Here is a 21,657-nt window from a genome sequence, read left to right on the forward strand (position 1 = left end):
TGTAAATGAGCTGATGAAACCGGCCGTAATCGGCGCGAGATCCACGCCCAGTGTGTAGGTTTTTGGTTCAAATCAACGCGGAAACATAGCCCTGGCCTCTGATAATCGGGCAAACTCCTCCCTTTTCCGCACCAGGCCAAGGCATGCCCATGACTCCCGCGTCGTCTGTCGATGAAAAGAGCTTTCGTAAACTCCTGAGCCGTAACGTAGCGTTGCCTTTAGGTGTGGGCGTGCTCAGCGCGGTGTTCTTCGTCGTGCTGATTAGCTACCTGTTGTCGGTGATTCAGTGGGTGGAGCACACCGATCGGGTTATCAATAACCTCAATGAGACGTCAAAGCTGACGGTTGACCTGGAAACCGGCATGCGTGGCTTCCTGATCACCGGGGATGAGCATTTCCTCGACCCCTATGAAGTGGCCAAGCCGCGGATCATTGCTGACTTGCGTAACTTGCGAGACCTGGTATCGGATAACCCCCAGCAAGTGGATCGCCTCAAGCGGCTGGAAGCCCTGCAAATCGAGTGGAACGCCTACGCGCAGTCGATGATTGACTTGCAGCGCGCGAGTGGTGATTACCGCAGTGCGGTCAAGGCGGGCCGGGGCAAGCGCCTGACCGATGAAATTCGCAAGGAGTACGAGAATGCGGTGGAGATGGAGCAGCAGTTCCGTATCACCCGTAATGAAGAGGTCACCCGCACTACCGTGCTGAGCGTCACCCTGTACTTGGTCTTTATTCTCGGCCTAAGTGGCTTTCTGGCTTATTCCGGACGTAAAAATCTTGTCTCTCTTTCAGGTAGTTACAACGCAAACCTCGCGTCACAACAGAAGATCGCCCTACGCCTGGAACAGCAAGCCTGGCTGCGCAATGGCCAGACAGAGCTGGCCGAACAGGTTCTAGGCCAACTGACCCTGAACCTGCTGGGTCGCAACATCCTGCATTTTTTCGCCCAGTACATGGGCTCGGCGGTCGCGGCGCTGTACGTGCGTGAAGAACACGGTGGCCTGAAGCGCGTTGCCACTTACGGTTTCTCCCGCGAACAGGAGCAAAAGGAACAATCGATCTACAGCGACGAAGGCATCGTTGGTCAAGCCGCCCAGCTCGATCGCCTGATTCGCCTGGACGATGTGCCGGTGGACTACTTCAAGGTCAGTTCCGGCCTGGGCGAAGGCCCGACTCGCAGCGTGCTGGTGATGCCGACCAGTGATGACGACCGCGTCAACGGCGTGATCGAACTGGGCTTCCTGCGCCCACTGCAAGAGCGTGACGTCGAGTTGCTGGAGCTGATCGCCGGCAATATCGGTACCTCCATTGAGGCCGCCCGCTATCGCCAGCGTTTGCAGGAAGTGCTGGCCGAAACCCAGCAGCTTAACGAAGAGCTGCAAGTGCAGCAGGAAGAGCTCAAGACTGCCAACGAAGAGTTGGAAGAACAGTCACGCATCCTCAAGGAGTCCCAGGCGCACCTGGAAACCCAGCAAGCAGAGCTTGAGCAGACCAACGAGCAGTTGGCTGAACAGACCCAGACCCTGGCCGAGCAGCGCGACGCCATGGATCGCAAGAACGTAGAACTCAACCAGGCACAGCTCCAACTGGAAGATCGCGCCGAAGAATTACAGCGCTCCAGCAAGTACAAATCCGAATTCCTCGCCAACATGTCCCACGAGCTGCGCACGCCGCTGAACAGTTCGTTGATCCTGGCCAAGTTGCTGGCCGAGAATCCCCAGGAAAACCTCAGCGCCGAACAGGTCAAGTTTGCCGAGTCTATTTATTCGGCGGGTAATGACTTACTCAACCTGATCAACGACATCCTGGATATCTCCAAGGTGGAAGCCGGCAAGCTGGAGATGCGCCCGGAAAACTCCAGTGTTGCGCGCCTGGTGGACGGCCTGCGTGGCATGTTCGAGCCGCTGGCGGCCGATCGTAAGTTGGGCTTCCAGGTCGAAGTGCAGGAAGGTGCACCGACCATGCTGTTTACCGATCGCCAGCGTCTGGAGCAGATCCTTAAGAATCTTTTGTCCAACGCGGTGAAGTTCACCGAACAAGGCCAAGTCAGCCTGTCGGTAACCCGAGCGCCGGGGGAGGGGATCGCCTTCATCGTGCGCGACTCCGGTATCGGTATTGCGCCGGACCAGCAGGAAAGCATCTTCGAAGCCTTCCGCCAGGCCGACGGCACCACCAATCGCCGCTACGGCGGCACGGGCCTGGGGCTGTCGATTTCCCGCGACCTGGCCACGCTGCTCGGCGGCTATATCAGCGTGACCAGCGAGCCTGGCAAGGGCAGCGTGTTTACCTTGGTGTTGCCGCAGCAGTATGTCGAACGCCAAGCAGATGCCCCGCCGATCGAGCAGCCACGCCAGGTCGTGGTGGCGCCTACGCCCATCAAGGTTTCACCGTTGCCGGTGGTCGACCCCAAGCTGATCCCACGTTTTGCCGATGACCGCGACAAAGCGCCGTTCAGCACACGCTGTATCCTGGTGGTGGAAGATGAGCCGAACTTCGCACGCATCCTGTTCGATCTGGCCCATGAGTTGGGTTATCACTGCCTGGTGGCCCACGGCGCGGACGAAGGCTATAGCCTGGCCGAAGAATACATTCCCGACGCGATCCTGCTGGACATGCGCCTGCCGGACCACTCCGGGCTGACGGTGCTGCAACGCCTCAAGGAACACGCCATTACCCGCCACATCCCGGTGCATGTGATTTCCGTGGAAGACCGCGTCGAAGCCGCCATGCACATGGGCGCCATCGGTTACGCGGTGAAGCCCACTACCCGCGAAGAACTCAAGGACGTGTTTGCACGCCTGGAAGCCAAGCTGACCCAGAAGGTCAAGCGCGTGCTGTTGGTGGAAGACGATGACTTGCAGCGCGACAGCATTGCCCGCCTGATTGGTGACGATGATATTGAGATCACCGATGTCGGCTACGCCCAGGCAGCCCTGGACCTGCTGCGCACCAACATCTACGACTGCATGATCATCGATCTCAAGTTACCGGACATGCTCGGTAACGAGCTGCTCAAGCGCATGGCCACCGAGGATATCTGCTCCTTCCCGCCGGTGATTGTCTACACCGGGCGCAACTTGACGCGTGACGAAGAGGCCGAGCTGCGCAAATATTCGCGCTCGATCATCATCAAGGGCGCCCGCTCGCCAGAGCGCCTATTGGACGAAGTGACGCTGTTTTTGCACAAAGTCGAATCTCAGCTGTCCCATGACCGCCAGAAGATGCTCAAGACCGCCCGCAGCCGCGACAAGGTCTTTGAGGGGCGCAAGATCCTGCTGGTGGATGACGATGTGCGTAACATCTTCGCCCTGACTAGCGCCCTGGAGCACAAAGGCGCCGTGGTGGTGATTGGGCGTAACGGCCGTGAAGCTATCGATAAACTCAATGAAGTCGAGGATATCGACCTGGTACTGATGGACGTGATGATGCCGGAGATGGACGGTTACGAGGCTACGGCCTTGATCCGTCAGGACCCGCGTTGGAAAAAGCTGCCGATTATTGCGGTCACGGCCAAAGCGATGAAGGACGACCAGGAACGCTGCCTCGCGGCCGGTTCCAACGATTACCTGGCCAAGCCCATTGACTTGGATCGTCTGTTCTCACTGATTCGCGTATGGCTACCCAAGATGGAACGCATTTAAGTGGAGCGACGTTTTTTGGATAAAAGTAGCGACATCGAGCTGCGTTTGTTGATCGAAGCGATTTACCTCAAGTACAGCTACGACTTTCGCGACTATTCCGGCGCGTCGGTCAAACGCCGTGTGGCCCACGCCTTGCGCCAGTTCGATTGCGCAACCATTTCCGCGCTGCAGGAGCGTGTGTTGCATGACCCGGCAGCGTTTATGCAATTGCTGCAGTTTCTGACGATCCCGGTGAGCGAGATGTTTCGCGATCCGTCGCACTTCCTGGCGATACGCCAGGAAGTGGTACCACTACTGAAGACCTATCCGTCGCTGAAAATTTGGATCGCCGGTTGCAGCACGGGGGAGGAGGTGTACTCCATGGCGATCTTGTTGCGCGAAGAAGGGCTGCTGGAGCGCACGATCATTTACGCCACGGATATCAACCCGGCATCGTTGGATAAAGCCAAGCAGGGGATCTTTTCCCTGGCAAATGTACGTGCCTACACCGCCAATTATCAACAGGCGGGCGGGCAGCGTTCATTTGCCGACTACTACACCGCGGCATACGATTACGCGATCTTCGACAAGACGCTGCGCGAGAACGTGACCTTTGCCGATCACAGCCTGGCGACGGATAGCGTCTTTTCAGAAACTCAATTAATTTCATGTCGTAACGTACTGATTTATTTCAATAAAAAATTGCAAGATCGAGCGTTCGGATTGTTTCATGAGTCGTTATGTCATCGCGGCTTCCTGGTGCTGGGCAGCAAGGAAACCCTGGATTTCTCGGCTTACAGCAAACAATTCGACCCGTTGGTCAAGCAGGAACGGATCTACCGAAAATCATGAGTGACGCAGCAGCGAGCCCGATTTGTGGGATTGAAGCCATCGTCGTCGGCGCTTCCGCCGGCGGGGTCGAGGCGTTGCTGAGTATTTTTGGTAACCTGCCCCAGGGCTTCGGCCTGCCGATCATTGCGGTGTTGCACCTGCCCGATGAGCGCCGCAGCCAGTTGGCGGAAGTGTTTGCGCGGCGCCTGCGTGTTCCGGTAAAGGAGGCGCGGGACAAGGAGTCGGTTGAGGCGGGTACCGTGTATTTCGCCGGGCCCGGCTATCATTTGTCGGTAGAACATGACCGTAGCCTGTCCTTGAGCCAGGAAGACCGCGTGTATCATTCCCGGCCCGCCATCGATTATCTGTTCGCATCGGCCGCCGATGCCTATGGCAAAGGCTTGTTGGCTATTTTGCTGACGGGTGCCAACCAGGACGGTGCGCAAGGGCTGGCCCACGTCAAGCAATTGGGCGGCACTACCGTCGTACAAGACCCCAAGGAAGCACGGATTGCCGTGATGCCCCTGGCGGCCCTGGCGTTGCACACACCTGATCATATTCTGACCTTGGGCCACATTGGCTCAATGCTGGCCTCCCTGGAACCCTCCCCATGTTAAGTACTGTCCAGGCCAAACTGCTGATCGTCGATGATCTGCCGGAAAACCTGCTGGCGCTCGAAGCGCTGATCAAACGCGAGGACCGTCAGGTTTTCAAGGCGTTAAGCGCAGACGAGGCCTTGTCGCTGCTGCTGGAGCACGAGTTCGCCATGGCGATTCTCGACGTGCAGATGCCCGGCATGAACGGTTTCGAGTTGGCCGAGCTGATGCGCGGCACTGAAAAGACCAAAAACATCCCGATTGTGTTCGTCAGCGCCGCCGGCCGCGAACTCAACTATGCCTTCAAGGGCTATGAAAGCGGCGCCGTGGACTTCCTGCACAAGCCGCTGGATATCCACGCGGTGAAGAGCAAGGTCAATGTGTTCGTCGACCTGTATCGCCAGAGCAAGGCAATGAAGCAGCAGGTCGAAGCCCTGGAGCGCAGCCGCCGCGAGCAGGAGTTGCTGCTGACGCGCCTGCAGTCTACTCAGGCCGAGCTGGAACAGGCGGTGCGCATGCGTGATGACTTTATGTCGATTGTCGCCCACGAGGTGCGTACGCCCCTCAATGGCCTGATCCTGGAGACCCAGTTGCGCAAGATGCACCTGGCCCGCGATAACGCCGCCGCGTTTACCCTCGACAAGATGCACGCCATGGTCGATCGCGATGAACGGCAGATCCAGAGCCTGATTCGCCTGATCGAAGACATGCTTGACGTATCGCGCATTCGCACCGGCAAATTATCGATTCGCCCAGCGCGATTCGATCTGACGCAGTTGGTGAGTAACCTGGTAGAGAACTTCGCGCCACAAGTAGCGGCCGCAAACTCGTCCCTGAAGCTTGTGGTCGAGGGGCCCGTGGAAGGTAACTGGGATGAGTTCCGCATTGAGCAGGTCATCACCAATCTACTGACCAACGCCCTGCGTTATGGGGCCAAGAGCCCAGTGGACGTACGGGTATATACGGAGCATGGTGAAGCACGGGTCGATGTGCGCGACCGTGGCATCGGTATCAGCGAAGACAACCAGAAGCGTATTTTTCAGCAGTTCGAACGCGTGTCCGCCAGCCATGTTGCTGCCGGCCTGGGCCTGGGGCTGTTTATTTCCGAGCAGATCGTGGCGGCCCACGGCGGCACCATTGAGGTCGAAAGCCGGATAGGCGAGGGCGCTTTGTTTCGGGTGTGCCTGCCTCTTGAGGCATCGGCATGAAATCAATCGTCGGCTCGACGCAACCTCTGCGTGACCCTATGGTCGTAACTGCAGCAATTGACCGGACAAAGGTTTCCCATGAGTGAAGATGCACAAGATGTTGTACTGATCGTCGAGGACGACGAATCGATAATGTTTGTGCTGGGTGAGTACCTGGCGGGTTTGGGCTATCGGGTGTTAAAGGCGATCGACGGGGAGCAGGCATTTGAAATTCTCGCCTCCAAACCGCACCTGGACCTCATGATTACCGACTATCGACTGCCAGGCGGGATTTCCGGCGTGCAGATTGCCGAACCGGCGGTCAAGTTACGCCCTGAGCTGAAGGTCATCTTTATCAGTGGTTACCCGCAGGAAATTCTCGACTGCAACAGCCCGATCACACGCAACGCGCCGATCCTGGCCAAGCCGTTTGATCTGGATACGTTGCATGAACATATCCAACGCCTGCTCGCATGACCTGCCGACGGGCTGCCATGCAGCCCTAATGCCTGATCATTTCCCGTACTTTCGCCGTTAGCAGATCAAACGTGAACGGTTTGGTGATCAGTTGCATCCCCGGATCCAGGAAACCGCCACGTACTGCCGCGTGTTCGGCGTAACCGGTGATGAACAACACCTTGAGGTCCGGGCGAATTCGCCGGCCAATTTCCGCCAATTGCCTGCCGTTCATGCCGGGCAGGCCGACGTCGCTGATCATCAAATCGATGCGTTGGACTGACTCAATAATCGGTACCGCGGTATCCGCGTCGCCCGCTTCAACACAGCCGTAACCCAACTCTTTGAGCACTGCGCCCACCAGTACACGCACTGCTGGGTCGTCTTCGACGACCAAGACGGTTTCTCCCGCATTGGCAAACGGCAGCAGCGTCGGGTTAACCAGTGCGTCCTTGGTGATCGCGCCGATAAAACGTGGAAGGAACAAACTGACGGTGGTGCCTTTGCCGACTTCACTGTGAATGGTCACATGGCCACGGGATTGGCGGGCAAAACCGTAGATCATCGACAGGCCCAGCCCCGTCCCCTGACCAATGGGTTTGGTGGTGAAGAACGGATCGAACACACGGCTCATCACGCTCTGTGGAATACCGCAACCGGTGTCGCTGACGCTCAGTTCTACGTAATCGCCCGGAATCAGTGTGCCGTAGGCGGCAGTGAACACGCTGTCTAAATGCCGGTTGGTGGTTTCCACTACCAGTTTGCCACCGCCAGCCATCGCATCCCGCGCGTTGATGACTAAGTTGAGCAGAGCGCTTTCCAGTTGATTAGGGTCGGCCTCGGCGATCCAGAGCTGGTCGGTGAGGCGCATCTCGAGGTCGATGCTTTCGTTGATACTGCGTTGCAACAGTTCACCCATGGAGGCCACCAATTGGTTGATCTCCACGGGTTTTGAGTCGAGGGACTGGCGGCGGGAAAACGCGAGCAAGCGGTGCGTGAGTCCGGCAGCGCGGTTGGCCGAGGTGACACCCAGATCAATCAAACCGTCGAGATCATCCAGCTTTCCGCGCGATATTCGCCTTCGCAGGAGCTCCAGGCTGCCGATAATCCCGGTGAGCATGTTGTTGAAGTCATGGGCAATGCCACCGGTCAATTGGCCAACGGCTTCCATTTTCTGGGATTGGCGCAGCGCATCTTCGTTATTGCGCAGTTGCGCCGTGCGTTCCTCCACCTGCTGCTCAAGCGTTTCCAGCGTACGTTGCAGGTGCAACTCGCTTTGGCTCAAGTCAATCAACCGGTCTCGAGCGTCATATTGGCGCCGCCTTCCGCGCAACGCGGTGCTAACCAGGCTGATCAGCGTCACCGGGTGGAAGGGCCGCTCCAGGAAGGTCACGTTACCCAGCAGTCCGCTCAAGTACGATGAGCCGTTTTGCTCGCTGCCGCCGTGATGAGTCAGCAATACGATGGGCAGGTCCGACCAGGCCGGCTGTTGATGCAGGTGCGCCAGCAGCGGCTCCAGATCGATGCCACTCAGCGCTTCAGCGGCGATGATCAGCAGGCCGGCGCCTTGCTCCAATGCCTCGCACATCGCTGTCAGACTCTGGGCAGTGACGCCGGCGTAGCCGGCCTCATTGAGCATCATCAGTGCCAGCGTGCTGTCACGGCCCAGCGGCGCGAGAATAATTGCGCGCTCAGAGACGGGGACAAGGTCAGTCACTAGCCCTCATCCTTGAGCAGTGGAGAGCCGGCGCCCATATAGGTCGGTATACCCCGTAACACGCCTTGGAAGTTGTCCAGCGGTTCTCCCACCGTCATGCCGCGGCTGCCGATGCGGTACTCGCGAATCGTCGATTCATGGAACCCCGTCCTTTTCTTGATGATAGAAATGGCACGACGCACCTTGCCCAGCGCCTCGAAATAACGCAGCAGAATGACGGTATCCGCCAGGTAGGTAATGTCGACGGGCGCCTGCATATCGCCCACCAGTCCGTGCTGGGCAACCGTCATGAAAGTCGCCGCGCCACGGCGGTTGAGGTACAGCAGCAACTCATGCATGTGCAGGATCAACGCGTTTTCTTCCGGCATGGCAGCCTGGTAACCGTTGATGCTGTCGATCACCACGGTTTTGATGCCGCCCTCATCCACGCAGCATCGCACCCGGTGTGAGAACTCGCCAGGTGACAATTCGGCAGCGTCCACCTGCTCAATCAGTAGGTTGCCGGTGGCCCGCAAGGCTTCCAGATCGATGCCCATGTTCTTCATGCGCTCGAACAGCAAACCCAGCTCTTCATCAAAGATGAACAGCGCGGCTTTTTCGCCACGCGCGACCGCCGAGGCGGCGAAGATCATGGAGATCAGTGATTTACCGGTGCCCGCCGGGCCGAGAATCAAGCTGCTGGAGCCCGTTTCGATACCGCCTCCGAGCAAGGAGTCCAACTCCTTTATACCGCTGGTTAACGTCTGACGGTGGTAGCCACCACGATGCTCGGCAGCAACCAGTCGCGGGAACACATGCACCCCGTCCGCCATGATGGTGAAGTCATGGAAACCACCACGGTATTTCTGGCCGCGGTACTTCACCACCCGCACCCGACGGCGCTCAGCGCCGTAGCTGGGGGTCAGTTCTTCCAGGCGAATCACCCCATGGGCCACGCTGTGTACGGTCTTGTCGAGGGATTCGGTTGTCAGGTCGTCCAGCAACAGCACGGTGGCGTCGTAGCGTACGAAGTAATGCTTGATGGCCAGGATCTGCCGGCGATATCGCAGGGAGCTTTGCGCCAGCAGTCGGATCTCCGACAGGCTGTCGACCACTACGCGGGTCGGCTTGACCCGTTCCACCACTTCAAAGATCTGCCGTGTCGCCTCGCCGAGCTCCAGGTCGGAGGAGTACAGCAGGCTTTGCTGGTGCTCGGCGTTAAGCAAGCTTTCGGGCGGGGTCAGTTCGAAGATATGGATATTGTTATCCAGGTCCCAACCATGGGACTTGGCACCTTGGCGCAATTCACGCTCGGTTTCTGAGAGGGTGATGTACAGCGATGTTTCGCCGTCTTTCGCGCCGGCCTGCAAAAAATGCAGCGCGACGGTGGTTTTGCCAGTGCCCGGTTCACCCTCCAGCAGGAACAGGTGGCTACGCGATAGCCCCCCGGAAAGAATGTCATCAAGACCTTCAATGCCGGTGGCCGCCTTGTCACTGAACAGCGCATTGGATGTAGACAAGAAGTGCCCTCAAGTCACGTACAAGTAGAGGAGCGCGCCGCCTTGGGCGCGCCATATTTACTTGACCGTAGTGACTCGTGGCGGTTCAACGATTGGCAATATTTGTACAAAGTTACTTTTAGTTTATAAGTTTTGTGACGCTTTTACAGGCCTTGCTGCAACGCGGGATCGTCCGGGTTCTGTTGCTCAAGTTGCGCGAGCAGGACCTGAACGTTCTGCAACTGGCCGCTTTCTTTCCAATAATTGACCAGCAAAACCCGCGCTTTACGGTTAGCGGGGTGGCGCTGGATGATGTCTTCCAATTGACGTTGGGCGGCTTCCAGTTCTTCTTGGGCGTGCAGGGTGGTGGCCAGGTCGTAGCGGTAATCCTGATTGTCCGGCTCCAGCTCCACGGCCTTGGACAGGCCGAGCAGGGCATAAGGGCGTTCACCATGGTGCAGCAGCCACATGCCCAAGGCATGTTGCAGATAGGCCGACTCCGGATGTGCAGCCAATTGCCGCGCGAGTAGTTGGCGGGACTCGTCAGTCTTGCCTTGTTTATCCAGCAGCTCGATTTGCTCCACGACCGCCTGCAGGTTGTCAGGCTGTAAACGCATCGCCTGTTCCAGGGCATTTTGCGCGTCCGGCAGCAGGGCGCTGTGGATGTACAGTTGCGCCAGTTGAATCCAGCCTTCGGCCGTCTCGGGCTGGCCCTTGAGTTTTTTCACGAATTCGTCGAGCACTTGCTGCAATGGCCCGAAATACAGCCCCAGGGTATCCGGGGACAGCCCCAGCAAGGCATTGGCGGCGGCAAAACGCACGCTTTGTTCGGGATCTTCCAGTACCGGGCCCAGCAACAAGGTCCGTTGGCCGGTGGGCACCAGGCCAACAATGCTGTGGATGGCGGCCTCACGCACCAGCGGCGAATCGTTGGCCAAGTCTTTATCGGCCAATTTCAGCGCTTGAGGGCTGGGGTAGTTGGGCAGTTCGGCGTGTAAGGCGGCGCGGCGCTCAGGGGACAGGTCCGGGCGGCCCAACTGCTGATACAACACGCGCGCCGCGCCGGGTTCGCCGTTATGCGCTTGTTTCAGGGCTTTGCCGTAACCATGGGCAATGGCAGGTGGCACGGCCACCGGAGTGGCGCGGGAGAAAAACCAAGTGACCAATACAATCAACAACAGGGCGCACAGGCCGATGATGGAGTAACGGCGTGACTTTGACATGCAGGCGTCCGAGCTAGGTAGCTATTACAAAGCCATCAGCTTCGGTCAGACCACGCCGGGTGTCAAACCCGCATCAGGTCAGCACGTATTCGACCGGTTCAAGAACAGGCGGCAAGTCGCTTTCACCCAGGGCGGCGAGAATCTCTCGCTCCAGGGTGCGCACGATCGCATTGCACGGCAGGTCGTTTTCGTCGAAACCAAACGGGTCCTCCAAGTCATCGCCAATTTCGTCCAGTCCAAAGAAGGTGTAGCTGACAATGGCGGTAAATACCGGCGTCAGCCAGCCCAACGGCTCGGCCATGGCGAACGGCAGCAGAATGCAGAACAGGTAGATGGTGCGGTGCAGCAGTAGCGTGTAGGGGAAGGGCAGCGGCGTATGTTTGATCCGCTCGCACGAAGCCTGCACCTGGCTCAGGCTGACCAGTCGGGTTTCCAGTTGGGTGTAGCGCCAGTCACTGATCACACCGCGCTGTGCCAGCTCTGAAAACTGCGCACCGACTTTTTGCAGCACCGTGTCTGGGAGGTTGGGGTGGTTCGTGTCCACGGCCATCCAGGGTTTAATCGCCCGAGCTTCATCTTCATGGCGCAAACGTGCGATCAGCCCATGGGCGAAGCCACACAAACCCCGCAACAGGCTGGCACGCTCAGGTGTGTCGCCCAGCACCTGGGTTTCACGAATCAGGGAGCGCACATCAATGATCATTTGCCCAAGCTGCTTGCGTCCTTCCCACCAGCGGTCGTAGCAGGCGTTGTTGCGAAAACTCATGAAGATCGACAGCGACAGCCCCAGCAAGGTGAAGGGCGTGGCGTTGACCTTGGAAAAGTAGGCGGGGTGCAGGGTTTCCACCAGCACGATTACCGAAGCCAGCAGCGTGACCAGCAGGCTGCGCAGGGCGATGCGCTTGGCAATCGAACCTTTGAGGGAAAACAGGATACCCAGCAGGTTGGGTTTGGGGCGAACGATCATGGGGGAGGAGCTTCTTCGGTGGCGCAGGCCATCAGGTTAGAAGCTTGTACAAAGGTCGTCCAATCGCTTGGGCTGACTGGTTGATCAGCGGGGTCGATGATTGGCCAAACCAGTCAGCCATGTTGAAGGCTTTGACCATTGCTGCGTGCTGCGCTCTAGAGCGACTATTTCCACGCTGCTCTTGCTGGAAAAGCGCCCTGAAAAAACGTCCTGAAAATAAAAATACACAAGGATTTGAAGCGATGCGTGAGTATTTGGCTGCCACCACCGAGTTTGATTACCAGCATACCGTCGACGCCGCCTTGGCCGGCAACCTGCAAGGCCTCAATGCCTGTGTGGAATGTTGCGACCGCCACGCGCTACCGGGGCGCATCGCGTTGTTCTGGGAGGGCAAGGATGGACGCAGTGCAACCGCCACCTTCACCGAGTTGCAGGACCAGGCGTCACGCTTCGCCAATTTCCTGCTGGCCCAGGGTGTCAAACGCGGCGACAAGGTGGCCGGTCTCTTACCGCGCACTGCCGAACTGCTGGTGGTGGTATTCGCCACGTGGCGCATCGGCGCCGTCTATCAGCCGTTATTTACCGCCTTCGGGCCCAAGGCTATTGAACACCGCTTGAACAGTTCCGGTGCAGCGCTGGTGGTCACCGATGCGGTGAACCGCCCCAAACTTACTGAAGTGGAAGGCTGCCCGACTATCGTTACCGTTGCGGGAGCCAAGGGCGAAGGCATCGTTCGCGGCGATTACAGTTTCTGGGCCGAATTGCCCAACTATTCCAATGCCTGCGAGCCGGTGTTGCTGGGCGCGGATGATCCGTTCCTGCTGATGTTCACCTCGGGCACCACCGGCCCTTCGAAGGCCCTGTCGGTGCCGCTTAAAGCGATAGTCGCGTTCCAGAGCTACACCCGTGACGCCGTGGACCTGCGCCCGGAGGATGCGTTCTGGAATGTTGCCGACCCGGGTTGGGCCTATGGCATCTACTTCGGGGTGACCGGGCCGTTGTCCATGGGCCACCCGATTACGTTCTACGATGGTCCGTTCACCCTTGAAAGCACCTGCCGGGTCATCAATAAATACGGGATCACCAACCTGACGGGCTCACCGACGGCATACCGCTTGCTGATTGCCGGCGGCGAACAGTTCGCCCGGTCGATCAAAGGCAAGCTGCGCATTGTCAGCAGCGCCGGCGAGCCGCTGAACCCCGAAGTGATCCGCTGGTTTGCCGATAACCTGGGCGTGACCATTCACGACCACTACGGCCAGACCGAACTGGGCATGGTGCTGTGCAATCACCATGGTTTGGAGCATCCGGTGCATGTCGGCTCTGCCGGTTTCGCGTCTCCAGGCCATCGCATCGTGGTGTTGGACGACGACCACCAGGAGTTGCCCGCCGGCCAGCCAGGCATCCTGGCCATCGACCGCGAACAATCGCCCATGTGCTGGTTCGCAGGCTACGACGGGGTGAAGACCAAGGCCTTTATCGGTAAGTACTACCTCAGCGGCGACACGGTGGAGTTGAACCCGAACGGCAGCATCAGCTTTGTGGGCCGCAGTGATGATGTGATCACCACCTCCGGCTACCGCGTGGGCCCGTTCGACGTGGAAAGTGCACTGGTCGAACACCCGGCCGTGGTCGAAGCCGCTGTGGTCGGCAAGCCCGACCCTGAACGCACCGAATTGGTGAAAGCCTTTGTGGTGATCAACGCGCAATACCGCGCCACCCCGGAGCTGGCCGAAGAGCTGCGTCAGCACGTGCGCAAGCGCCTCGCCGCGCACGCCTACCCACGAGAAATCGAATTTGTCAGCGACTTGCCCAAGACCCCTAGCGGCAAGCTGCAACGCTTTATTTTGCGTAATCAGGAAATCGCCAAGTCCCAGGCGGCGTTGGCGTAATCCACTTTTAAGGAAACAATGATGCAAATTGAAAACAAGGTATTCCTGGTCAGTGGCGGCGCTTCGGGCCTCGGCGCGGCCACCGCTGAAATGCTCGTAGCGGCGGGTGCCAAAGTCATGCTGGTAGACCTGAACGCCGACGCCGTGGCGGCCAAAGCCAAACAACTCGGTGATAACGCCCGCAGCGCGGTGGCGGACATCAGCCAGGAAGCCGCAGCCGAAGCCGCCGTGCAAGCCGCCGTTGCAGCCTTTGGCGGCTTGCACGGGCTGGTGAACTGCGCCGGTGTGGTACGCGGCGAAAAAATCCTCGGCAAAAACGGCCCACACGGCTTGGCCAGTTTTGCCCAGGTGATCAACGTCAACTTGATCGGCAGCTTCAACCTGCTGCGCCTGGCGGCGGCGGCCATCGCCGAAACCGAGGCGAATGCTGACGGCGAGCGTGGCGTGATCATCAATACCGCATCGGTGGCCGCCTTTGACGGCCAGATCGGCCAGGCGGCGTATTCCGCGTCCAAAGGTGCAATCGCCAGCCTGACTTTGCCCGCAGCACGTGAGCTGGCGCGCTTTGGCATTCGCGTAATGACCATCGCTCCCGGTATTTTCGAAACCCCGATGATGGCCGGTATGACTCCCGAAGTGCGCGACTCCCTGGCCGCCGGCGTGCCATTTCCACCACGCCTGGGCAAACCCGCCGAATACGCCGCACTGGTACGACACATCATTGAAAACAGCATGCTCAACGGCGAGGTGATCCGTCTCGACGGTGCCTTGCGCATGGCAGCCAAGTAAGGGGGATTCTCATGAACGATCCAATCGTTATTGTCAGCGCTGTGCGCACGCCTATGGGCGGTTTCCAGGGCGACCTTAAAGGGCTGACCGCACCGCAACTGGGCTCTGCCGCGATTCGCGCGGCCGTTGAGCGTGCCGGTATTGCCAGCGATGCTGTGGATGAAGTGCTGTTTGGTTGCGTGCTACCCGCAGGCCTGGGCCAAGCGCCTGCACGCCAGGCCGCCCTGGGTGCCGGACTGGATAAAGGCACCCGCTGCACCACCCTCAACAAAATGTGCGGCTCGGGTATGCAAGCCACGATTTTGGCCCATGACGCGCTGCTGGCCGGCAGCGTCGAAGTGGTGATTGCCGGCGGCATGGAAAGCATGTCCAACGCGCCCTATCTGCTGGACCGCGCGCGCAGTGGCTACCGCATGGGTCACGGCAAGGTGCTCGACCATATGTTCCTCGACGGCCTGGAAGATGCCTACGACAAAGGCCGCCTGATGGGGACCTTTGCCGAGGATTGCGCCGAGCACAACGGTTTTACCCGTGAAGCCCAGGATGCCTTTGCCATCGCCTCACTGACCCGCGCGCAGGAAGCAATCAACCATGGTAGCTTCGCTGCTGAGATCGTTCCGGTTCAGGTCACCGTGGGCAAAGAGCAAAAAACCATCCTGCATGACGAACAGCCGCCCAAAGCCAAGCTGGACAAGATTGCCAGCCTGAAGCCGGCATTTCGCGAAGGCGGCACAGTGACGGCGGCCAACTCCAGCTCGATCTCCGATGGCGCGGCGGCGTTGCTGCTGATGCGCCAGTCCGAGGCACACAAGCGCGGCCTGAAACCGCTGGCAGTGATCCATGGGCATGCGGCGTTTGCCGATGAGCCTGGGTTGTTCCCGGTGGCGCCGATCGGAGCCATCCGCAAGTTGATGAGCAAGACCGGCTGGAACCTGGGTGAGGTGGATCTGTTCGAGATCAATGAAGCCTTCGCCGTGGTCAGCCTGGTCACCATGAGCAAGCTGGAAATCCCCCATGACAAGGTCAACGTCCACGGCGGCGCCTGTGCCCTGGGTCACCCGATTGGTGCCTCCGGCGCGCGGATCCTGGTGACCTTGCTCTCGGCTCTGCGACAGAAAGGTCTCAAGCGCGGCGTTGCCGCCATCTGCATCGGCGGTGGTGAAGCCACAGCCATGGCCGTTGAATGCCTGTATTAAGGACGCTTTATGCTGCCCAATGAAGAACAACTGCAAATCAGCGAAGCGGCCCGGCAATTCGCCCAGGAACGCCTCAAGCCCTTCGCCGCCGAGTGGGATCGCGAGCATCGCTTTCCCAAGGAAGCCATCGGTGAAATGGCCGAGTTGGGCTTTTTCGGCATGCTGGTGCCCGAACAGTGGGGCGGATGTGACACCGGTTACCTGGCGTACGCCATGGCCCTGGAAGAAATCGCCGCCGGTGACGGCGCCTGCTCGACCATCATGAGCGTGCACAACTCGGTAGGTTGTGTGCCGATCCTCAAGTTCGGCAACGACTCGCAAAAAGAGCAGTTCCTCAAACCCCTGGCCAGTGGCGCCATGCTGGGTGCCTTCGCGTTGACCGAACCCCAAGCCGGCTCCGATGCCAGCAGCCTGAAAACCCGCGCACGCCTGGAAGGCGATCACTACGTGCTCAACGGCTGCAAACAGTTCATCACCTCCGGGCAAAACGCCGGGATCGTGATTGTGTTTGCGGTCACCGACCCGGCAGCGGGTAAGCGTGGAATCAGCGCGTTTATCGTGCCTACCGATTCGCCGGGCTACACCGTGGCGCGGGTGGAAGACAAACTTGGTCAGCACGCCTCCGACACCTGCCAGATCCTGTTTGAAGACGTGAAGGTTCCGGTGGCCAATCGTTTGGGGGAGGAGGGCGAAGGCTACAAGATTGCCCTGGCCAACCTCGAAGGCGGCCGCGTCGGCATTGCCTCGCAATCGGTGGGCATGGCTCGCGCTGCGTTTGAAGCGGCCCGTGACTATGCGCGTGAGCGCGAAAGCTTCGGCAAACCACTGATCGAACACCAGGCAGTTGCGTTTCGCCTGGCCGACATGGCCACGCAAATCGCCGTCGCCAGGCAGATGGTGCATTACGCCGCAGCCCTGCGTGACAGCGGCAAGCCCGCGCTGGTGGAAGCGTCCATGGCCAAACTGTTCGCGTCCGAAATGGCCGAGAAAGTCTGCTCGGCCGCCTTGCAAACCTTGGGCGGTTACGGTTACCTGAGCGACTTCCCCTTGGAGCGGATCTACCGCGATGTGCGGGTCTGCCAGATTTACGAAGGCACCAGCGATATTCAACGCATGGTCATCTCACGCAATCTTTAAGGAGCCGATACATGAGTTACGAAACCATTTTGCTTGAGGTCCAAGGCCGTGTCGGGTTGATTACCCTCAATCGTCCACAAGCCCTCAACGCCTTGAACGCGCAATTGGTCAGCGAATTGAACAAGGCGCTGGACGGCTTGGAAGCCAACCCCGAAATCGGCTGCATCGTGCTGACCGGCTCGAAAAAAGCCTTCGCGGCCGGTGCCGATATCAAGGAAATGGCCGAGCTGACCTACCCGCAGATCTACCTGGACGACCTGTTCAGTGACAGCGACCGCGTTGCCAACCGCCGTAAGCCGATCATCGCCGCCGTCAACGGCTTCGCCCTGGGTGGCGGTTGCGAACTAGCGTTGATGTGCGACTTCATTCTGGCGGGCGATGGCGCCAAGTTCGGCCAACCTGAAATCAACCTCGGCGTACTGCCGGGTATGGGCGGCACACAGCGCCTGACCCGCGCAGTGGGCAAGGCCAAGGCCATGGAAATGTGTTTGACCGGGCGTTTTATCGACGCGGTCGAAGCGGAGCGCTGCGGGATCGTGGCGCGTATCGTGCCGGCTGATGAGCTGCTGGAAGAAGCGTTGAAAGTGGCGACGCTGATTGCCGGAAAATCGGTGCCGATCAGCATGATGGTCAAGGAAAGCGTGAACCGCGCGTTTGAAGTGAGCCTGTCCGAAGGCGTGCGCTTTGAGCGTCGGGTGTTCCATGCGGCGTTTGCGACGCAGGATCAGAAGGAAGGGATGGCGGCGTTTGTGGCCAAGCGGGCGCCGGAATTCAAGGACAAGTAACGCTTTCTCCAGCTCACTGAAATTTGATGTGGGAGCTGGATTGTTGGATCGCAGCATAGTTATCTGCACAGCTCTTGGAGCTGAGCTAAACCTGTGGCGAGCGGGCTTGTCGGGTCGCCACAGGGACAATGTTCGCCCTTAACTGGTTGGTATCAGCCAGATATGGCCAGTTTTTCAAAGACCTTGAAAGAGCTGGCCGTAAGGGCGGAACCATAAGCGGCCGTTACCCAAATAACGGATATGTACTCAGCGGCCCCGCGACAACCACAAAGCCCAAGCCATAAAAAGAGGTGTAGATACCTATGGCAACCGCAGGCAAACCATCCCCACATGTGCTCTGTGTTTGCTTTTAGAGTTGGTAGTTCTTCAGCTCTCTGGCAATCACCATCCGCTGAATCTCACTGGTCCCTTCGTAAATCTGCGTGATCCGCGCATCCCGGTAGTAACGCTCCACCGGATAATCCTCCAGATACCCATACCCACCGTGAATCTGCATCGCGGATGAGCAGACTTTTTCGGCCATTTCCGAGGCAAACAGCTTGGCCTGAGAGGCTTCAGACAGGCAGGGCTTGCCGGCACTGCGCAAGCGCGCGGCGTGCAGGATCAGCAAGCGTGCAGCATTGAGCTGGGTTTGCATGTCTGCCAGCAGGTTGGCGATGCTCTGGTGCTCGATGATTGCCTTGTTGAATTGCACGCGATCACGGGCATAGGCCAATGCCGCTTCAAACGCTGCGCGGGCAATGCCCAGGGCTTGGGCGGCAATACCGATGCGTCCGCCTTCCAGGTTGGACAGGGCGATGGCCAGGCCTTTACCGCGCTCACCCAGCAAGTTGGCTTCGGGCACGCTGCACTGGTTGAGGGTGACGGCGCAGGTGTCCGACGCGCGAATGCCCATCTTGTGCTCGGTGCGGTCGACCACGAAACCTGGAGTCGCTGTAGGTACCAGGAACGCGGAGATACCCTTCTTGCCCAAATCCGGGTCGGTGACGGCAAACACGATTGCCAGCTTGGCGCGTTTGCCGTTGCTGACAAACTGTTTAGCGCCATTGATCACCCACTGACCGTCACGCAATTCGGCACGGGTGCGCAGGTTGTGGGCTTCGGAGCCGGCCTGAGGTTCGGTCAGGCAGAAGCAGCCAATGGCCTGGCCGCTGGCAAGGTCCGCCAGCCAGGTTTGTTTTTGCTCATCTGTGCCGTAGTTGAGGACAGGGCCGCAACCCACTGAATTATGGATACTCATCAGTGCGCCGGTGGCGCCATCGCCGGCTGAAATTTCTTCCACCGCCAAGGCATAGGCGACGTAATCGACATAGGTTCCGCCCCATTCTTCCGGCACCACCATGCCCAACAGGCCCAGTTCACCCATCTTCGCCACCAAGGCGTCGTCGATCCAGCCGGCTTTTTCCCAGGCTTGGGCGTGGGGGGCGATTTCTCCGCGGGCGAAGTCGCGCGCCATGTCGCGAATCATCACTTGTTCTTCTGTGTATTCAATGTCTTGCATGGCTTATCTCGCAACCTGCTCGAAGTGATGAAAGAAGCTTTCGACATGGCTGGCGTCCAGCTCATGAAGGTTTGACGGGTTCCAGCGAGGGTTCTTGTCCTTGTCGATGATCAAGGCGCGCACGCCTTCGATCAGGTCGCCGCGCTCGAACCACTGGCGGTCCAAATGCAGCTCCAGCGCAAAGCACTGCTCCAGCGGCAGGCGGCGGCCACGGCGCAGCATCTCCAGGGTCACGGCCATGGCCAACGGCGAGCGGGTTTGCATCAGGCTCGCGGTGGTGAGTGCCCATTCATGGCTGTCTGCGACGGTGACGACCTGCAGTTGCTCGACAATACTTTGCACATCCGGCAAGGCGAAAAAATGGTCGATCACGGGGCGCAAGGCCGCCAGCGGTGCGTCGGGCAATTGCTGCACCGCCAGTTTGGCGAGTACGCCTTGCAGGTCCTTGAGGGGGGAGTCTTGCCATTGCAGTCGATCGAGCTTCTGGTCCAGCTCGGTGAGTTTGGCGCTGTCGATATACCAATCTGCCAACCCGCAATACAGCGCGTCGGCGGCGCGAATCTGCACCCCGGTTACGCCGAGGTAAATCCCCAGTTCGCCAGGAATACGTGGCAGGAAATAGCTGCCGCCTACGTCCGGAAAATACCCGATGGCCACTTCCGGCATCGCCAGGCGACTGCGTTCGGTGACCACGCGCAGATCTGCGCCCTGTACCAGGCCCATGCCGCCACCCAGGACAAACCCATCCATCAGGGCGAGTACGGGCTTGCGGTAGTGGTGGATGGCCAAGTCGAGTGCGTACTCCTCGACGAAAAAGTCTTCGTGCAGGGTCTCGCCATTCTTGAAACTGTCGTACAGGGAGCGGATGTCACCCCCGGCACAGAAGGCTTTCTCACCCGCACCGCGCAGCACCACCGCGTAAACCTTCGGGTCATCGGCCCAGGCCTGCAATTGCAGCGTCAACTTGCGGACCATCTCAAGGGTAATGGCATTCAAGCCGGCGGGACGATTGAGGGTGAGGTGGCCAATATGGTTACGGACATCAGCCAGCACCTCTTCCTGAGGAATGTCGGCACTGCTTGCTTGGGATGAAACCTGAGCAGTCATCTCTAACTCCCTGCTTTTATTGTTCTTTATCAAGATGTTCGCGGGCGAACCATCTCGCGATCGTACCAGTGCAAATTTGCCCAGTACAACCCGGAATCATGCAGGTCGTTTTTGCATTTATGCAGGGCAGCTCACGCTGCGCGGCTGGCCAGCACTTCACCAATACTGCGCCTTCGTGCATGGCCCTCAGCCGCGTGGATCAACTGCTCAAGCTCCGTCGGTGCTATGTCGTAGAACTGCTCCATCTCGGCCAGGGCCAGTTTCAGGTCTGCCGCGGTAATCGTTGGGTCTGTGACCGGCGCAACGCTGCCCATGACTACGGTCGGCGACTCGGCTGCACCTTTGGGATAACGCGTGCGGGTGGCGTTGTTATAGGCCAACGCACAGGCCAGCAGCACACCCGCGCCAAGCATGACGGGGGCCAGTTCCTGCCAACCCAGTGCAATAGAGGCGGGATCGGCCAGCACCAGAGTCATGGCCAAGCCGCCGGCGGGTGGGTGCAAACAACGTAGCCAGCAAATCAGGATAACGCTCATACCCGCCGCCAGGCAGGCGCTGCCCAATGTACGCCCCAGGACCCGAGCGACCAGCAGTGCAACGACACCTGCGCACAAATAACTGCCAATGATCGACCACGGTTGGGCCAGTGCGCCTGACGACACGGCAAACAGCAACACTGCCGAGGCACCGAGCGGCCCCAACAAGTGCAACGCGACCTCCATGCCAAACACCTGGGCGCACACCCAGACACTGAACATTGTGCCCAAGGCCATGCCGATCGCGGCACGGCTCCATTCGGCGGGACGGGTATTGATGGCAGCGGGTAACCAGCGAGCGAGCATTGAGGTGTCCATAAACAGCGGGCGAAAAAAAAGGCTTGCCAGGTTTCCCGGAAAGCCCTTTGAAAGTTCCAACATTTGGGGGAGGAACCCGCGCAGTGTGCCGACCTTGATAGAGGAGAGCAAATGCATATTAATGAGGGTTGAATGCAAAAATAATGGATTTAATTGAGTGAAGTCATACAACTAGAGAGGCAAGGGCTGCTGATCTTGCCCAGCACCCGGTTATCAACTTCTTCGTTGAACAGGCGGTTTTGCAGAATTTCCCGCAGCGCCGAATCATTGGCCAACGGGCCTTTGAGCGCTACAAGGGCATCGCGTAACCCCATCAACCGG

At 59.1% G+C, this 21,657-nt stretch carries 18 protein-coding genes; 10 read left to right on the forward strand and 8 right to left on the reverse strand.

Going from position 1 to position 21,657, the window contains the following annotated elements; translation table 11 throughout:
* The first annotated feature begins 149 nt into the window (after positions 1–149).
* The 5 genes from BFL40_RS11755 (at position 150) to BFL40_RS11775 (ending at position 6,711) form a co-directional block, all read left to right on the forward strand.
* Entirely contained in the window at positions 150–3,641 is a 3,492-nt protein-coding gene (locus tag BFL40_RS11755) for a response regulator (protein ID WP_071484145.1), read from the forward strand.
* Positions 3,642–4,472, forward strand: a complete 831-nt coding sequence (locus BFL40_RS11760) for a CheR family methyltransferase (protein WP_256254399.1) — start codon at positions 3,642–3,644, stop codon at positions 4,470–4,472.
* Positions 4,469–5,068, forward strand: a complete 600-nt coding sequence (locus BFL40_RS11765) for a chemotaxis protein CheB (RefSeq protein ID WP_071484146.1) — start codon at positions 4,469–4,471, stop codon at positions 5,066–5,068. Before BFL40_RS11760 ends, BFL40_RS11765 begins: the two co-directional genes overlap by 4 nt.
* Positions 5,062–6,255: a hybrid sensor histidine kinase/response regulator gene (locus tag BFL40_RS11770; protein ID WP_071484147.1), complete on the forward strand. Its 1,194-nt coding sequence runs from the start codon at positions 5,062–5,064 to the stop codon at positions 6,253–6,255. Before BFL40_RS11765 ends, BFL40_RS11770 begins: the two co-directional genes overlap by 7 nt.
* 78 nt (positions 6,256–6,333) lie before the next feature.
* A complete protein-coding gene (locus BFL40_RS11775; protein WP_071484148.1) occupies positions 6,334–6,711 on the forward strand; it encodes a response regulator in 378 nt (125 codons plus the stop codon).
* Positions 6,712–6,736: 25 nt separating this feature from the next.
* On the opposite strand, the gene BFL40_RS11780 is transcribed toward BFL40_RS11775, so the two are convergent.
* From BFL40_RS11780 to BFL40_RS11795, 4 genes are all read right to left on the reverse strand, one after another.
* Positions 6,737–8,407: an ATP-binding protein gene (locus tag BFL40_RS11780; RefSeq protein WP_071484149.1), complete on the reverse strand. Its 1,671-nt coding sequence runs from the start codon at positions 8,405–8,407 to the stop codon at positions 6,737–6,739.
* Complete coding sequence (locus BFL40_RS11785) at positions 8,407–9,906, reverse strand: ATPase domain-containing protein (RefSeq protein ID WP_071484150.1); 1,500 nt, start codon at positions 9,904–9,906, stop codon at positions 8,407–8,409. The genes BFL40_RS11780 and BFL40_RS11785 overlap by 1 nt, the downstream gene beginning before the upstream one ends.
* Before the next feature lie 143 nt (positions 9,907–10,049).
* Positions 10,050–11,108 (reverse strand): tetratricopeptide repeat protein, encoded by a 1,059-nt coding sequence (locus BFL40_RS11790; protein ID WP_071484151.1) that lies wholly within the window; start codon positions 11,106–11,108, stop codon positions 10,050–10,052.
* Positions 11,109–11,181: 73 nt separating this feature from the next.
* Positions 11,182–12,075: a bestrophin family protein gene (locus BFL40_RS11795; RefSeq protein WP_071484152.1), complete on the reverse strand. Its 894-nt coding sequence runs from the start codon at positions 12,073–12,075 to the stop codon at positions 11,182–11,184.
* A gap of 242 nt (positions 12,076–12,317) precedes the next feature.
* On the opposite strand from BFL40_RS11795, the gene BFL40_RS11800 reads away from it, so the two are divergent.
* Genes BFL40_RS11800 through BFL40_RS11820 form a run of 5 tightly spaced genes read left to right on the forward strand, consistent with a single transcriptional unit; the run spans position 12,318 to position 17,874 of the window.
* Positions 12,318–13,967, forward strand: a complete 1,650-nt coding sequence (locus BFL40_RS11800) for an AMP-binding protein (protein WP_071484153.1) — start codon at positions 12,318–12,320, stop codon at positions 13,965–13,967.
* Between the two features lie 21 nt (positions 13,968–13,988).
* Positions 13,989–14,756, forward strand: a complete 768-nt coding sequence (locus tag BFL40_RS11805; RefSeq protein ID WP_016974446.1) for an SDR family NAD(P)-dependent oxidoreductase — start codon at positions 13,989–13,991, stop codon at positions 14,754–14,756.
* 11 nt (positions 14,757–14,767) lie between these two features.
* Entirely contained in the window at positions 14,768–15,952 is a 1,185-nt protein-coding gene (locus tag BFL40_RS11810; protein WP_071484154.1) for an acetyl-CoA C-acyltransferase, read from the forward strand.
* A gap of 9 nt (positions 15,953–15,961) precedes the next feature.
* Positions 15,962–17,089 carry an acyl-CoA dehydrogenase gene (locus BFL40_RS11815; protein ID WP_071484155.1) on the forward strand — a complete coding sequence of 376 codons (1,128 nt, stop codon included), beginning with the start codon at positions 15,962–15,964 and terminating at the stop codon, positions 17,087–17,089.
* An 11-nt stretch (positions 17,090–17,100) separates the two neighbouring features.
* Entirely contained in the window at positions 17,101–17,874 is a 774-nt protein-coding gene (locus tag BFL40_RS11820) for an enoyl-CoA hydratase (protein ID WP_071484156.1), read from the forward strand.
* A gap of 349 nt (positions 17,875–18,223) precedes the next feature.
* Here BFL40_RS11820 and BFL40_RS11825 read toward each other — a convergent pair whose 3' ends face one another.
* From BFL40_RS11825 to BFL40_RS33685, 4 genes are all read right to left on the reverse strand, one after another.
* Positions 18,224–19,375 (reverse strand): acyl-CoA dehydrogenase family protein, encoded by a 1,152-nt coding sequence (locus tag BFL40_RS11825; protein ID WP_071484157.1) that lies wholly within the window; start codon positions 19,373–19,375, stop codon positions 18,224–18,226.
* A gap of 3 nt (positions 19,376–19,378) precedes the next feature.
* On the reverse strand, positions 19,379–20,482 hold the full coding sequence (locus BFL40_RS11830) for an enoyl-CoA hydratase/isomerase family protein (RefSeq protein ID WP_071484158.1): 1,104 nt from the start codon (positions 20,480–20,482) through the stop codon (positions 19,379–19,381).
* 131 nt (positions 20,483–20,613) lie between these two features.
* Complete coding sequence (locus tag BFL40_RS11835; protein WP_071484159.1) at positions 20,614–21,324, reverse strand: HPP family protein; 711 nt, start codon at positions 21,322–21,324, stop codon at positions 20,614–20,616.
* 161 nt (positions 21,325–21,485) lie between these two features.
* Positions 21,486–21,650 (reverse strand): hypothetical protein, encoded by a 165-nt coding sequence (locus BFL40_RS33685; RefSeq protein ID WP_139213477.1) that lies wholly within the window; start codon positions 21,648–21,650, stop codon positions 21,486–21,488.
* Positions 21,651–21,657 lie beyond the last annotated feature (7 nt).

Origin of the sequence: Pseudomonas costantinii, assembly GCF_001870435.1 — a bacterium.
Lineage (GTDB): Bacteria > Pseudomonadota > Gammaproteobacteria > Pseudomonadales > Pseudomonadaceae > Aquipseudomonas > Aquipseudomonas costantinii.

Excerpts from the sequence above, each read along its gene's own strand:
- BFL40_RS11755 (WP_071484145.1), top strand. The coding sequence starts at position 150 with ATGACTCCCGCGTCGTCTGTCGATGAAAAGAGCTTTCGTAAACTCCTG.
- BFL40_RS11765 (WP_071484146.1), top strand. The coding sequence starts at position 4,469 with ATGAGTGACGCAGCAGCGAGCCCGATTTGTGGGATTGAAGCCATCGTC.
- BFL40_RS11770 (WP_071484147.1), top strand. The coding sequence starts at position 5,062 with ATGTTAAGTACTGTCCAGGCCAAACTGCTGATCGTCGATGATCTGCCG.
- BFL40_RS11775 (WP_071484148.1), top strand. The coding sequence starts at position 6,334 with ATGAGTGAAGATGCACAAGATGTTGTACTGATCGTCGAGGACGACGAA.
- BFL40_RS11790 (WP_071484151.1), bottom strand. The coding sequence starts at position 11,108 with ATGTCAAAGTCACGCCGTTACTCCATCATCGGCCTGTGCGCCCTGTTG.
- BFL40_RS11795 (WP_071484152.1), bottom strand. The coding sequence starts at position 12,075 with ATGATCGTTCGCCCCAAACCCAACCTGCTGGGTATCCTGTTTTCCCTC.
- BFL40_RS11800 (WP_071484153.1), top strand. The coding sequence starts at position 12,318 with ATGCGTGAGTATTTGGCTGCCACCACCGAGTTTGATTACCAGCATACC.
- BFL40_RS11805 (WP_016974446.1), top strand. The coding sequence starts at position 13,989 with ATGCAAATTGAAAACAAGGTATTCCTGGTCAGTGGCGGCGCTTCGGGC.
- BFL40_RS11810 (WP_071484154.1), top strand. The coding sequence starts at position 14,768 with ATGAACGATCCAATCGTTATTGTCAGCGCTGTGCGCACGCCTATGGGC.
- BFL40_RS11815 (WP_071484155.1), top strand. The coding sequence starts at position 15,962 with ATGCTGCCCAATGAAGAACAACTGCAAATCAGCGAAGCGGCCCGGCAA.
- BFL40_RS11820 (WP_071484156.1), top strand. The coding sequence starts at position 17,101 with ATGAGTTACGAAACCATTTTGCTTGAGGTCCAAGGCCGTGTCGGGTTG.
- BFL40_RS11825 (WP_071484157.1), bottom strand. The coding sequence starts at position 19,375 with ATGCAAGACATTGAATACACAGAAGAACAAGTGATGATTCGCGACATG.
- BFL40_RS11830 (WP_071484158.1), bottom strand. The coding sequence starts at position 20,482 with ATGACTGCTCAGGTTTCATCCCAAGCAAGCAGTGCCGACATTCCTCAG.
- BFL40_RS11835 (WP_071484159.1), bottom strand. The coding sequence starts at position 21,324 with ATGCTCGCTCGCTGGTTACCCGCTGCCATCAATACCCGTCCCGCCGAA.
- BFL40_RS33685 (WP_139213477.1), bottom strand. The coding sequence starts at position 21,650 with ATGGGGTTACGCGATGCCCTTGTAGCGCTCAAAGGCCCGTTGGCCAAT.